A 14,507-nucleotide genomic window follows, 5' to 3' on the forward strand; every position below is an offset into this window, starting at 1 on the left:
TTGCTCTCTAAGGTATTGTCAATTTCGACATACAGGGCGTCTAGCAGCTTGGTGCAGAACTGTTGATGGCGAGGCAGCCAGTCGATTACCTGGGATAGGGGTCCAGAGTCTGTATTAGGAGCGCTGATCTGCACTAGTCCACCGCTTAGGCGTTTTAGGCTGACCCAGCCCAGGGTTTGCCATCCTTCTAGCAGGGTGGTCAGGTTGGTATCTCTGAGCTTTTGGCTGCCATCGGCATCTAGAAAGGTGGCTAGTTTGCGGGGGTTAACCACATGGCTAGGTTTGTCGCCTACCTTATCGGCCAAGTAGCTTAGGAGCTGGTCTTCTAGGGTGCAGTAGCGCCCATAGGTGAGTTTGGCATCACCTTTGACGGCTTTTGTTACCAACAGCGTTAGTGGTAACTGAGAGGTACAAACCCCGGCTCGTTGCAGTTCTCGAATGCGATCGGGCAACTCCAGCACGGGAATACCTGACTCATCGCTGAGCCGCTCTAACGATATGCGATCGCCTTCTTGCTGGTGCTGCTGTTGTACTAAATGCATGCCGTAGATCAGCCGCTCAAAAGCCTTGGTTTCAAACTGTTTCAAGCCTTTTTGGCGGCTATAGGTTAGAAACGTTTGCCAAGACTGAGCCGGGGTAGACTGCTTCAGATGAAACTGCACCACCGTAGAGAGATTTTCGGCCCGCTCGATTAGCCCAAAGTCTTCTAGATGGTGCAGAGCCACCCGCATCTTGGTTTCTCGCTGGTCGTCGTCGGTGGCAAAGCGGTCATCCAAGTCGCTGGTTTGGTAGATCTCGTTGGTGGTGACCCAGAACCAGTCTTCGGTGATGGGGCCAGAGCGGGAACGGGTGCGATCGCGCAATCCCCGCAAAGCCGTAAAGATATTTCTTAAGTCAGTGCTGGACAGATGATTCAGACTCTTCAAAAAGAAGAGCATTTCTAAATCTTGCGGGTCAAACAGCAGCACACAATCGGCGGGGGCACCATCACGCCCAGCTCGGCCCGCTTCTTGGATGTAGCCTTCTAAGCTGCCGCTAGGAGTGTTGTGAACGACAGCTCGCACATCTTTGCGGTTAATGCCCATGCCAAAGGCACAGGTGGCCGTCACCACATTGAGATCTGCATTCTTAAAGGCATTGAGCAGCTCACTCTTTTTCTCTTTGGGCACTTTGCCGTGGTAGTGCTGGGCCTGAATATCGTGCCGTTGAAGCATGGTGGACAGACGCTCAGCATCGCGGCGCAGAGCAGTGTAGACCAAGGCGCAGCCCCCCTGGTCGAGCGCCCGCTGCACGGCTTCCACAATCAGCAGGTCTTTATTACCATTGACCGGAAGCACTTGGTAGTTGAGATTAGTGCGATGAACGCCCGCAGCTATTTTGCGGTGAACGGTGAGTGACTGCTGCTGAAAAAGCTGGCAGATATCGTCGCGCACCTGAGCGGTAGCGGTGGCGGTTAGCAGAGCCAGAGCGGGTAGAGGGCGGCCCAGGGCAGTGTAGAGATCGTGAATGAACTTGGGAATGTAGCGGTAGTCGGGACGGAAGTCTTGCCCCCACTGGCTGATGCAGTGGGCTTCATCAATCACCCAAAGGGCAGGCGGACGTTCTTGCAACAGGTTACGAATGCTGATGGAACGGAGCTGCTCGGGGCTGATGTAGAGCAGGCCTTTTTGGCGATTGCGTAGAGATTCTAGCCGTTCGGCCCGTGCCGCTGCTGGTAAGTTGCCGTTGATAAACGTAGCGAAGTTGAGCCCCTTAGCTTCTAGATCTACCACTTGGTCTTCCATCAAGGCCTGGAGAGGAGAAATGCACACCGTCAGCCCCCATTGACAGCGATAGTACATGAGGGCGGGTAATTGGTAGCAGAGAGATTTACCACCCCCTGTGGGCATTACAATCAGCGGGTTGTGTCGGGCGATAATCGCCTGAACTGCCTCTTCTTGAATGCCTCGAAAGCTATGGATATCAAAGGCTTCTAGAAATGGCTGGTAGGTAAACCCCGCTGGCGTAACCGGAAATAGCTGATCGAGAGTGTCTTGGAACTGGGGAAGATGGTTGAGCCAGGCCGAGGGAGCTTGTTTAGACTGCTGCTGATGGCGTTCAAAATTCCAGACCAGCAGGGCCGCGATGATGAAACGACGGTCAAAATCAGCCTCGCGCAGTAGAATGCCCCAAATGTAGTCCAGGGCATCGGCAGAGAGAGCCGCGAGAACGGCGGGCGGCAGATCGTTCAGGGCTGGGGGCGTTTCAGAGAGCCAGCCTAGGGACGTAAACAAGCTACGGTAGGCGGCATCTGCGGTAGTTTCTTCGTGGGTAAGCAGCCAGGCGTAGAGCTGTCGTAGAGTGGCTGGGTGTTGATTCAGGCGTTGCAGGCATTGGTCCAGCAGCAGGCGGGTGGCTCTGGCATCTTCGAGGGGATCGTTGCTGGCGTAGTCGCTGAGTTTGTAGTCTTTTTGCAGCCGGTGGGAGGGCTCTAGGGCAAAGGCCAGCAGCGAGAGTTCTAGGGTATCAATGATCTGTAAAGGGTCTAGCTCGGGCCACTGGCGGGTGAGGTGAATTTGGTCAAAACGGCGAAAGTTATGGCCGCAGACAATGCTCTGGGCCTGGAGAGTGTGAATGAGCTGGCTGTGAACCTCCTGCGCTTGCTCTTGAGAGGCCTGTAGGGTATGGGCAGATGATAGCAGACCGTAGCTGAAGATCTGGCCGTTTAGGTCTACCTCCAGATCTAAGTAAATATAGTTGTCTAGGATGTCGTTCAAACCCATACCAATTGCCGCGTTAGAACTCTAGAAGCTGGCATAGTGCTTCTAGAGTTCATAGTACCCAGGAGCTGAAGCCGCAATGACAAACTGGCTTTGAATCTTTTGCAAAACCTGAGGGTTTCTGAGGGGGAAAGTAGGTTCACTGCTAGCCTAAACGGTTTTGTACAACCTGTAAATGTTGCTATCAGACAATGCCTAGCCAGTAGTTTTCAGAGTAGGGACTAAGAGGGCAGACTAGGATAAGAATCCGTTAGCTGAAATGGCTTTCCAAGCGCATCATGATTTGGCTCTATATAACTTGTAAAATCATTGATCTTTGCTTTTGTTGAACGCCTATTGGCAGCGATCGAAAATCCAGATTGCATCTGGGATTAGAACCTCTTCACCCCTCCGTCTGTAGTAATCATAACTGCCCAAGTCAGCGATTACAGCATACATTGGCGATGCCGTTTCTTCTCCTAAGAAAAGTGGTGTAGCTGATTGCAAATTCTGGTCAAAAAACGTGATCCAGAACCCTCCTTCAATCTCTGGATACCCTGTATTTTGATCGTCCAGCCGAACGGAGCCATAACCACTCGATTGATACACCTTAAAGCGATATAGTTGCCCCTGTTGGTGATGGTTGATCACGGCGGTTCCATGGTCTATTCCTCCTGGCGTTGGTGGCCCAAAAACCAATTGAAACCCTCTTCCATCACCATCGCGATAAATGCTTTCAGCAATTGGACATGATTCGGATGCGGTTACTCCTGTCGCGGTTAGCGTTGACAAGGAAATCATGGATAGAACAGGCGCGATAAAGTTGATGGTTATCATGAAACATCAAATCACTATTAAGAAATCACTATTAAGAACAGAAGTAGCTACGCAGAAGAAAATGTCGCGATCGCTATTTTTTCATCCTTACTCAAGACATTGAAACAGTTCTGTTAGCGAAAATAATCTGTGATCATTTTCACGTTGACCTCGTCCATTATGGCAAGCCCTATATTCATCTGTCAGGCTCTTTTGGGAATGTTTATGTAGGAAAAATTGAGATCCGTCGTCTTGCATGATCGAACGAAAAATGGTGAGGCTAGAGATCGCCCATGCCTTAATGCTAATCCTGTACATAGATTTCCCAAGCCTGGACTAGATTCAGTTTTGCCTGTCTTTCAGCATGTTCTCCCTGTTCACCTACAACAAGCTGAAGAAAGGCTGCGATCGCCAAGCTTTGCCGTTGATCAAACTTGTAGGTTGCTATCACCTTATCCGGCGGGCTGTTGCGGAGACTGCCCAGCATTCGAGTGATCTTAAAAAAGGGGATGTAGCGGCTTATATGTCCTTCAAGAGATGCGATCATAAATACTGGTAAATGGTAGTGAGTTCCCTATTCATCCATAAACGATAGGGCAGATTCAAAATTGATCAGGGTTTCGCGCGAAATTTCTGTCCAGTGAGGTTCGGTGTCTTGTAATCGCGCTGCCAAAACTTCCTCATTCGATCTGTCATCATCCATGGCGATCGCCTGATGTAGGGTGATGCCGTTATGACGCTTGATATGGGCAAATGCACGTTGAATCTGCTCAATTAGCGCTGGTGAGGTTGCGATCGCTGTCATACTTTTGGTTAAAGCTTGTTTGCCCATTCGTATATCTACAGCCACTTGTTATGGAAACCTTTTTTCACCCCTTTGATCGGCCCAGGGTGAACGCTTGTCTTGGCTAGAATGTCTACAGCAACATGTCTACAACCACATAGGCTATGTATCAATCAAGATTCACCTATCAAGAGCATCTTCTGCGGTTAATAGGGGATTAATAAAGACAGTGCAAAGTGACGGTGGCATCTACTTTGCATGACCCATCTCTATGTTTGCCGTCTGATCAGGGAAAAACCGCATGACTCACTCTACAGAACGATCGCCCTCTAGTCCCCCACAAGTCTATAGCGTCGAGGCTGCTGCTCCCTTGAATTGGAATTCTCTTGTTGCTGCGATCGCCCTTCAGATCCGCCAATCCTTGGACCTAGCAACGATCTTGCAAGTCGCTGTCGATGAGGTGCAGCAACTACTGGACTGCGATCGCGTGCTGATTTATCAGTTTGACCCTGACTATAGCGGTCGCGTGGTTGTAGAAGCGATCGCTGCCCCCCAGTGGTCGCTGCTCGATCAGGTGGTGCATGATAGCTGCTTCGAGGCGTGCTGGCTACAACCCTACAACGAAGGGCTGGTAAGGGCGATCGCCGATGTCACCACCGCAAACCTTACCCCCTGCCATGCCGATTTTCTAGCGGGCTTTTCAGTTAAGGCCAATTTAGTGGTTCCGGTACTGTGCGAATCGCGGCTGTGGGGGCTGCTGATTGCCCATAGCTGCACCGCTCCTCACCCTTGGCTGACCGAAGAAATTGAGGGACTACAGCACATTGCCGTACACGTGGGTATCGCTATCCACCAGGCCGAACTGGTGGCGCAGTTGCGGTTGGCCAAGGACAATTTTGAGGCCCAGGTGGCCGGCCGCACCCAGGCGCTAGAACAGGCCAACCAGCAGTTGGCAGCCCAGGTGGCAGAGAACCAGGCGATGATGGAGGCCTTGCACCAAAGCCGCAACGACCAGTTCCGGCTGGCGGCCATTGTTGCATCTTCCGAAGAGGCGATTATTGGCAAAACGCCTGACGGCGTTATCACCAGTTGGAACCAGGCGGCAGAGCGCCTCTTTGGCTACCGTGCGGCGGAGGTGGTTGGCCAGCCTGTGACCTTGCTGATTCCGTCCGAGCGCCAGGCAGAGGCAGAGGCAATTCTACAGCGTATCCATCGCGGGGAGCAGGTCGAGACCTACGAAACCCAGCGACTGCACAAAGATGGCTACCTGGTGGATGTAGCCCTAACGATTTCCCCCATCCGTGATGAAACCGGTCGGGTGATTGGGGCCTCAAAGATTGCTCGCGATATCCGTGAGCAGCAGGTTGCCCGCCGCGATCGCGATCGCCTCGAATCCGAACGCCAGCAGGCCGTCCTAGAACTCCGCCAGAGCAACGACCAACTCGAAGATTTCTTTGACAACGCCAGCGACTTGATCCAGAGCGTATCGCTACAAGATGGGCGATTTCTCTACGTCAACCGCACCTGGCTCACCACCCTGGGCTACGAACGCGACGACCTCGCGACGTTAACTATCTTTGATCTGCTGGCGTCTGACTGTCTTCCCCAGTGCCAAAGCATATTTCAGAGCCTACAGGCGGGGACAGTGCACCAGCTAGAACGACTCGAAGTTACCTTGGTTAGCAAGACAGGGCAACACATTCTGCTAGAAGGCAGTATCAATGTCCGTTGTGAGGCAGGCACACCCGTTGCGACCCGCGCCATCTTTCGAGATATAACCGCCCAACGGCAGGCAGAACAGGCCCTTCAGGAGCAAACAACGCTGCTGCGCATCTTCTATGAAACCTCACCGCTGCTGCTGGGCATCGTTGAGCTATCTGAGGATGACATTCTCCATACGCTTCACAACCCAACGACGCTTCAGTTTTTGGGGATCGAGGCCGCCGACCTCGACAATCAGTGGGCCAGTGCGATTGGGATCCCCCCCGACCATATCCAGCTATGGCTGCGGCACTATCGCCAGAGCCAGGCGCAGCGGCAGCCGGTGCAGTTTGAGTATGAGCATGTAACGGCCATTGGCACCTATTGGTTAGTGGCCGTGGTCACCTACCTAGGCACCGCCAGCAGCGGACGGGCTCAGTTTTCGTACCAGGTCAAAGACATTAGCGATCGCAAGCAGCTCGAAGCTGAGCACCTGCGGATAGAAGCTATGCAGCGCCAGACTAAGCGCGTTAGCTATGAACTTAAGCTGCTAGAAACTATCCTAGATATCATTCTGGCGGGCTATTGGGATTGGGATATTGCGGGCAACCAGGAATATCTTAGCCCCGGCTTTAAACGCATGTTTGGCTACGCTGACCACGAGCTCGAAAACTCTCCAGACATCTGGCAACAGCTGATCTTTCCCGAAGATTTGGTCACCGTTTTAGCCTGTTTTGAGCACCATGTGCAGAGCCATGGCGACATTCCCTACTATAACGAAGTTAGATACCGCCATAAAGATGGCTCAACCGTATGGGTGGCCTGTTCAGGACAGGTGATTGAGTGGGCTGCCGACGGCAGCCCCGTTCGCATGATTGGCTGCCACATCAACATCACCAAGCGCAAACAGGCAGAATCAGCCCTCCAGACCAGTGAGGCGCGCTGGCAGTTTGCCCTGGAGGGGTCTGGAGATGGGGTCTGGGACTGGGATATTCAGACCAAGCAGTTGTTTGTGACTCACCAGTGGAAGGCCATGCTCGGGTATGCAGATGCTGAAATTGGCAGCAGCTTAGATATGTGGGACAGCCGGATCCATCCTGACGACAAAGCCCAATGCTATGCCGACATCGAAAGGCACTTTAACGGCGAGACTGACATCTGCCAGATCGAATACCGGATGCGCTGCAAAGACGGCAGCTACAAGTGGATTTTAGATCGCGGTAAGGTGATCGAATGGGCTATCGATGGGAAACCCCTACGGATGATCGGTACCCATACAGATATTAGCGATCGCAAGCAGGCAGAGCTTGACCTCAAATCGGCCAACGATCAGCTACAGTTGGTGCTGCAAGCCTCCTCAGAAGGGTTTTGGGATTGGGATCTAATCACCGGAGAGATCTACTTCTCGCCCCAGTGGAAAGCCATGCTGGGCTATGCCGACCACGAGCTAGAGAACAGCCCAGAGATGTGGAAGTCGCTCATTTTTGAAGACGATCTCACGACAGCACTGCAGCTGATCGACGACTACAACAGCGGTCGAGCCCAGGGCTTTACGGCCACCCAGCGCTTTCACCATAAAGATGGTTCGGTTGTTCACATTCTGTCGCGGGCCATTCACCTCAACGATGAGCAAGGTATGGCGGTGCGGATGGTGGGCAGCCATTTAGATATCACCCAAACTGTGACGGTGCAAACGGCGCTTCAAACCTCAGAAATGCAGCTCAGCGGTATTTTGAACAGTTCTCTCGATGGCATTATGGCCTTTCGCTCGGTACGCGATGGCCAGGGCACCATTGTTGACTTTGAATGGCTGCTGAGCAATCCAACCTCCTGCCAGATTATTGGCAGACAGGTAGGCGATATTATCGGCAAGCGGCTGCTCGAAGAACTGCCCGGCAATCGGGAAGACGGGCTATTTGATCTCTACGTGCAGGTGGTAGAGTCGGGCGAGCCGCTGCAGCGTCAGTTTTACTACAATCACGACGGCATCGACTGCTGGTTTGAAAATATTGCCGTTAAGTTAGGCGATGGGTTTGCTGTGACATTCCGCGACATCACGGCGATCAAACAATCTGAAATGACGCTCCAGCAAACCAATCAGCAGCTTAGCGATCGCATCAGTGAGCTTGACCAGCGCCACAGCGAAATGCTGGTCTTGAGCGAAATCAGCGATTTTCTCCAGGCCTGCTCGACGGTCGAAGAAGCCTGCCATACCATTATTAACCTGGTCGAACCCCTGTTTCCCCATTGCTCGGGGGGCATTTTTACCACCAGCGCATCGCGCAATCGACTGGAGCAGGTTGCCGCCTGGGGATCGCACTGTCACTCTAGCTCCGATTTTGAACCCCACAACTGTTGGGGGCTGCGACGGGGGCGCATGCACTGGGTCGAACAAAACCGCTTAAGCCTGCGCTGTAGCCATATTCCAGCGGATGAGGCGATCGCTGCTACCCTCTGCATTCCTATGATGGCCCAGGGCGAAACCCTGGGGTTGCTTTACCTCAGCACCGAAACCCCAGAGGCGCTGCCGGAGGCTAAGCAGCAGTTGGCCCGCACTCTGGCTGAGCAGGTGGGCATGGCGATCGCCAACCTCAGGCTGCAAGAAACCCTAAAACACCAGAGCATTCGCGACCCCCTGACCGGGCTCTATAATCGTCGCTACCTCGAAGAATTCCTCAACCGGGAGATTGCGCACGCCCAGCGCAAGCAGCACTCCATTGGCGTGATCATGATCGACATTGACCATTTCAAGCGGTTTAACGACACCTACGGCCACGATATGGGCGATGCTGTGCTGAAGTTGGTCGGCGTATTGCTCAAAGATAATGTACGAGATTCAGATATTGCCTGTCGCTATGGCGGCGAAGAAATGACCCTAATCTTGCCAGAGGCAGGCCTGGCCGAAACCGCCGCTCGGGCCGAAACCATTCGAGTGGCCATTACCCAACTGCGGCTATCTCAAAACAGCCAGCTCATAGACTCGATTACGGCCTCCTTGGGGGTAGCCTGCTTTCCTCAGCACGGCAGCACCAGCTCAAGCCTGACTAAAATGGCCGATGCAGCACTCTACCGGGCAAAAGAAGCGGGCCGCAACCAGGTGCTTATGGCCTTGTGATTGATCTTTTAGTAGGTATTTACTATGCAAGCCCCCCCCTACCCTCCAAACGAAGCGACCCGGCTCAACACCCTGCGATCGCTCCACATCTTAGACACCAAGCCAGAAGAACGCTTTGATCGCATCACGCGCATCGCTAAACGGCTATTCGGCGTGCCGATTACGCTGGTGAGCTTGATCGATGCCGAACGCCAGTGGTTTAAGTCCTGTCAAGGGCTAGACATTTGCGAAACCCCGCGCGATCTCTCGTTTTGTGGCCATGCCATTTTGGGCGACTCGTTGTTTGTCGTGCCCGATGCCTTGCTCGATGAGCGTTTTCGCGATAACCCCTTGGTGACCGACGGCTCCAAAATCCGTTTCTATGCCGGGGCTCCCCTCGCGGTGAATAATGGCAGTAACCTCGGAACGCTCTGTATCATTGACCAGGTGCCTCGCGTTTTAACAGACGAAGACCAACAACTCTTGCGCGATTTGGGGCAGATCGCGCAGCAAGAGCTCTTGGCCATCCAAATCAACACCATTGACGAACTGAAACAGCGCAATGCGGAAATGAAGCTGTTGAGCGAAATCAGTAATTTTTTGCAGGCCTGCCTAACCGTTGAAGAAGCCTGCACAGCGATCGCCAGTTTGATTGCCCCTCTGTTTCCGGGATGCTCCGGAGGTATTTTTATCCTCAAGGCTCTGAACCGGGTGGAAATGATATCGCAGTGGGGAGAGGGGGTGTTGTTGTCGGTGCCTGATTTTTCGCTCCAAGAGTGCTGGGGGCTGCGACGAGGGCGAGAGCATTGGATGGCCGGAACCGATCGACCGCGCTGCAAGCATATTCCAGCAACAATTCCTGGACAGACAACGCCCATTACCGCATCTCTTTGTATTCCCATGATGGCCCAGGGTGAAACCTTGGGGTTGTTTTACCTCAGCACGGCTAAGCCAGAGGTCTTATCTGAAGCAAAGCGGCAGCTCGCACGGACGGTTGCGGAGCAAGTGGGGTTGGCGATCGCCAACCTCCATTTACGCGAAACCCTCCAACATCAAAGCTGCTAAGCCCATTAGCATCAGTTGTTTTAAGCCCTGATGGTGACCTTATCCATGCCTCTGTGAGTTGTAGACTGCCGTATGATGTTGGTGATGTCATCCAAGACGAACGCAAGCTGTTAGTGGCGAATGTAGACCTGTTTCAACAGCGGTTTAATATTAAAGTCCACCTTGAAAACGAGGTGATGGCGATCGCCCTGGATCAACAATCAATGACTGTTCGGTATTGCTGAATCAATATATGATTGACGCTAGGGAACCGTGAGCGTCTCGCTCACACGACCGTGATTGGAAATGAGGTGTGAGTGTGGGCATCTTGCTCACGTTCCGATTGCATAGCCTCATTCAGCCATGCCTGATTTGGATGCCTGACCCTAGGGTGGCTTCTCCATCTCGCTTAGGCACGTTATCCTAGTTGAACCAGGGGAGATACAGGGGTTTCCCGTTCGTAGATTGTTCATATGTAGCTTGGATCTTAATCATGGCGCGATCGCATTGGAGTTTAGGGCTTAGTGTACTCTTAGCGGGATGGGGTAGCCTGCTCATTCTCCCACCCAGCCTAGCCCGTCCGGCTGACGTTGCCACCCCTCTAGCTACGCAAGCCCGTCAACTGTTTGATCTGGGAGGACGACAGTATAATAATCGCCAGTTTACAGAAGCGATCGCCACCTGGGAGCAAGCTCTGGCGCTCTATCGACAACTGGGCGATCGCCGCCAAGAAGCCTATCTGCTCACCAACCTCGGCAGCGCCTATGAGAATCTCTATCAAACCGATACTGCGCTTACGTTCTACCAAGAAAGTCTTGCCTTGGCGGAAGAGATTCAAGATTCCTCAGGACAAAGCTATGCTCTGGGAAATTTGGGATATTTGTATGAACGTAATGGAGACTACGAGCAAGCCCTAATCTATCTCCGTCGCGGTCTGCCTCTGGCCCAATCCCGAGGTGATCGCGCTGATGAAGCTTACCTGCTGAATCAAATCGGTATTGTTCTGAAAGCCCAGGGGCTGATGGATGAAGCGATCGCTGAATTTGAAGCGAGTTTAGCGATCGCCGAAGAGATTGGCGATCTATCCTTGCAGGCCAATAGCCAAGGTAATTTAGGTAACACATATCTAGAGACCGGTCGCTATCCCCAAGCCCTAGATCGTTATGGAGTCACCTTAACGTTAATGCGACAACAGGGCAACCTACAAGGCGAGGCAATAGTGCTGCAACGCTTAGGTAATCTTTATTTAGACTTGGGCAATCCTGAGCGAGCTGTAGACTATTATCAACAAACTGAGGTCATCGCCCAACAACTGGGAGATCCACGCCTACAGGCCTACAACCAAGGTAACCTAGCCCTGGCCTATCGTCATCTAGGACAGATGGATCGGGCCTTGCCAGAGTTACAGCTTGCCCTCGATCAATTGCAAACCTTAGGCGATCGCCCTCGCTTGGCGACGGGTTTCAATAGTTTAGGTAATATCTATGCCGACCTCCAGGAGAATGATCAAGCCATCCAGGCGTATCAACAAAGTCTAGAGTTATCCCAAGCCTTGGGCGATCGCCATGGACAGGTTATGGCTTTGGGCAATCTAGGGCAAATGGCGGAACAGCTAGGTCAATACACCCAGGCATTATCTTATTACGAGCAAAGCTTGCAGTTGGCTGTGGAAACTGGCGATCTGCGCCGTCAGGGTTTGGCGCTAGATTATCTGGGTGCTTTTTACTTCAATCAAGCAGACTATGAACAATCTGTGGTGTATTTGAAGGATGCTGTGGAGGTTTGGGAGTCCATGCGTCCGGGGCTGCAGGATGAAGATCAGGTTTCATTATTTGAAACCCAAGTTTCCACCTATCAGTTGCTCCAGCGGGCGCTGATTCGCCTCAATCGCTATGATGATGCTCTGGAAATGTCGGAGCGGGGGCGAGCCCGGACATTCATTGAACTTGTGGCGAATCGTCAATCGCCTGCGATCGCTGCTTCCCTACAGGTGCCGCCGCCCAGTTTATCGGATATACAAGCGATCGCTCGTCAACAGCAGGCTACGATCATTCAATATTCTATCCTCTCATCCGCAGAGCTTGCTATTTGGGTAGTCCAACCCACTGGGGATATCCAGTTTCAATTGGTGCAGTTTAATTCCAGCGATCTGAGTTTAGACACGGCTGTAGAAGAGACGCGGGTTGCTGCTGCCCTTGGACGAGGCAACCAAGATCCTCAATGGACATCCCTAGTCCAGCAAACCCGGAGTGGCATTTTAGAATCAGCGGACTTACCGGAATCCGCCTTGTCAAGACAACCTGTTGAATCGCCGCCGCCATCTTCTACAGCCCTCTCTCGACGTCAGAATCCACAACTACAGTCATTTTATCGTTTGTTAATTGATCCTATCGCATCATTCTTACCCGACGATCCTGCCAGCCACGTTATTATCGTTCCCCACGACGCTCTGTTTCTGTTACCCTTTGCTGCCCTGCAAGATGAAGATGGTCGTTATCTAATTGAACGACATACAGTAACCACCGCGCCATCGATTCAGGTGCTAGCCCTCACCCAATCGCGACCTATTTCCCCAACGTCTCTGATTGTCGGCAATCCCCAGATGCCTAGCGTTGGACAACCGCCGCTGCCCCTCTCGCCGCTGCCCAATGCCGAGCAGGAAGCGATTGAAATTGCCGCTTTTCTAGATGCCGATCCTCTTCTTGGTGCAGAAGCCACTGAAGCGCGAGTTGTGCAGCAGATGGGCGGGGCACAGGTGATCCATCTAGCGACCCACGGTCTTCTTGATGATTTAGGCGAGGTAGGGTTGCCGGGAGCGATCGCCCTTGCCCCATCCAGCACTGATAATGGTTTACTCACCGCCGGGGAAATTTTAGAGCTACGCTTATCTGCAGATCTTGTTGTGCTGAGCGCCTGTGATACAGGACGAGGGCGCATTACGGGCGATGGCGTTTTAGGATTATCTCGATCCTTTATGGCGGCTGGAGCCAATAGCGTCCTCGTTTCACTTTGGGCAGTGCCTGATGATTCTACGACCCTACTGATGACAGAGTTTTACCGCCACCTAGCTGAAACACCAGACTCAGCTCAGGCCCTGCGCCAAGCGATGCTAACTACGATGGAAACCTATCCTAGTTCTCGCGATTGGGCGGCGTTTACCCTCATGGGTCAATCATCCATCAGCCAACCTTAGTCAGGGCTCAGATGCGATCGCGTCGGGCTCAACCTATGAAACAATCTCTCGAATACGATCGACCTGCTGCTGATACTCGGACTTGGACAGAACGGCTGCTGATCCTTCTGTTGAGAGAGACGTTTGTAGCTCAATCCACGATCGACAACCACCATAGCTGCTATCGTAGGTTAACGTATGAGGCATCGATAATCGATACACTCGCAGCAAGAGGCCTAACAGAGGCGATCGCGGCTTCCAGTTCAGGCGATCGGTCACAAAGGTTTCGTTCCAGATATGAAACGGCAGTAGAGGCTGGAGGGCGATCGCTTTAGGTAAGGACAGAACATCGGTAATCTGGGCCCAGGCTGTGAGGGTTACATGGTGGGGATGCCATCCCGATTTCACCGGCTGCACCTGATGGGCATACACAGGCTTCAGTAAGGCAGGTTTCTGGTGCTCGTAGGTTGGAAATAACCACACCTGCCGATGGGGAATAGTGAATTCTCCCTGGGTTTCGCGAATGCCGCCCTTGCGCAAGAGCAAAATAGTGTCGCCCTGGATAAGCGCCTGTACTGCCACATGCCATTCTTTCAGCGCAGGAGTTAGATCAAGAGGTACTGTCATCACCTAGTCTCCAGATATTGGCCATTAGCCAGAGGGATGTCGAGCCAGATAAGCATTAAAATAGCGCGGATTGCTGGATACGTCTAGTCTCCAGACGTTGACCATTGGCTAAAGGGATGTTGAGCCAGATAAGCATTAAAATAGCGCGGATCGCGGGATACGTCTTGACCAATCCAGGGCGGCAGATCGATCACCTGATGTTCATCGTGAAGTTCTACCTCAGCAAGAATTAGACCTGCATTATCACCGCCAAATTCATCCACCTCCCACACGAGGTCAGCGATCGCAATTCGGTAGCGTACTTTTTCAACCATCGATGATGTACAAAGCAACCGCAGAATATCATCCGCATCGGTACGGGGAATTTCATACTCAAATTCTGCCCGACTCAACCCCACGGTGGGCCCCTTCAGAGTTAGATAACCGCGATCGCCCGCCACCCGTACTCGTACGGTGCGTCCCTGATCTGACACGATATAGGCTTGACGATAGGCTGTTCCCTGACCTAGCGATCGCCAGTCGTTGCCCACC

9 protein-coding genes are annotated in these 14,507 nt (G+C 52.7%); 3 read left to right on the top strand and 6 right to left on the bottom strand.

Annotated features, from left to right (window positions below):
- The 4 genes from V6D20_09030 to V6D20_09045 all read right to left on the bottom strand — a co-directional run.
- The coding region (locus V6D20_09030; protein HEY9815921.1) for a RecQ family ATP-dependent DNA helicase at positions 1-2,762 on the bottom strand (2,762 nt) is incomplete at its 3' end.
- A gap of 330 nt (positions 2,763-3,092) precedes the next feature.
- Positions 3,093-3,575 carry a hypothetical protein gene (locus tag V6D20_09035; protein ID HEY9815922.1) on the bottom strand — a complete coding sequence of 161 codons (483 nt, stop codon included), beginning with the start codon at positions 3,573-3,575 and terminating at the stop codon, positions 3,093-3,095.
- Between the two features lie 283 nt (positions 3,576-3,858).
- A complete protein-coding gene (locus V6D20_09040; GenBank protein HEY9815923.1) occupies positions 3,859-4,101 on the bottom strand; it encodes a hypothetical protein in 243 nt (80 codons plus the stop codon).
- Between the two features lie 27 nt (positions 4,102-4,128).
- Positions 4,129-4,386 (bottom strand): DUF6714 family protein, encoded by a 258-nt coding sequence (locus tag V6D20_09045; GenBank protein ID HEY9815924.1) that lies wholly within the window; start codon positions 4,384-4,386, stop codon positions 4,129-4,131.
- 253 nt (positions 4,387-4,639) lie between these two features.
- Between V6D20_09045 and V6D20_09050 the strand changes: the two genes are divergently transcribed.
- The 3 genes from V6D20_09050 to V6D20_09060 all read left to right on the top strand — a co-directional run bounded on the left by V6D20_09050 (position 4,640) and on the right by V6D20_09060 (position 13,370).
- The gene (locus V6D20_09050) at positions 4,640-9,154 is read left to right on the top strand and encodes a PAS domain S-box protein (protein ID HEY9815925.1); all 4,515 of its coding nucleotides are present in this window, start codon (positions 4,640-4,642) and stop codon (positions 9,152-9,154) included.
- Between the two features lie 24 nt (positions 9,155-9,178).
- On the top strand, positions 9,179-10,198 hold the full coding sequence (locus V6D20_09055; GenBank protein HEY9815926.1) for a GAF domain-containing protein: 1,020 nt from the start codon (positions 9,179-9,181) through the stop codon (positions 10,196-10,198).
- A gap of 472 nt (positions 10,199-10,670) precedes the next feature.
- Positions 10,671-13,370 (top strand): CHAT domain-containing tetratricopeptide repeat protein, encoded by a 2,700-nt coding sequence (locus tag V6D20_09060; protein HEY9815927.1) that lies wholly within the window; start codon positions 10,671-10,673, stop codon positions 13,368-13,370.
- Between the two features lie 33 nt (positions 13,371-13,403).
- Here V6D20_09060 and V6D20_09065 read toward each other — a convergent pair whose 3' ends face one another.
- Positions 13,404-13,976 (bottom strand): DUF1802 family protein, encoded by a 573-nt coding sequence (locus V6D20_09065; protein ID HEY9815928.1) that lies wholly within the window; start codon positions 13,974-13,976, stop codon positions 13,404-13,406.
- A gap of 83 nt (positions 13,977-14,059) precedes the next feature.
- A partial coding sequence (locus V6D20_09070) for a CYTH domain-containing protein (protein HEY9815929.1) occupies positions 14,060-14,507 on the bottom strand: 448 nt, incomplete at its 5' end.

This window comes from Candidatus Obscuribacterales bacterium, from assembly GCA_036703605.1.
In the GTDB taxonomy this organism is placed as follows: Bacteria; Cyanobacteriota; Cyanobacteriia; order RECH01; family RECH01; genus RECH01.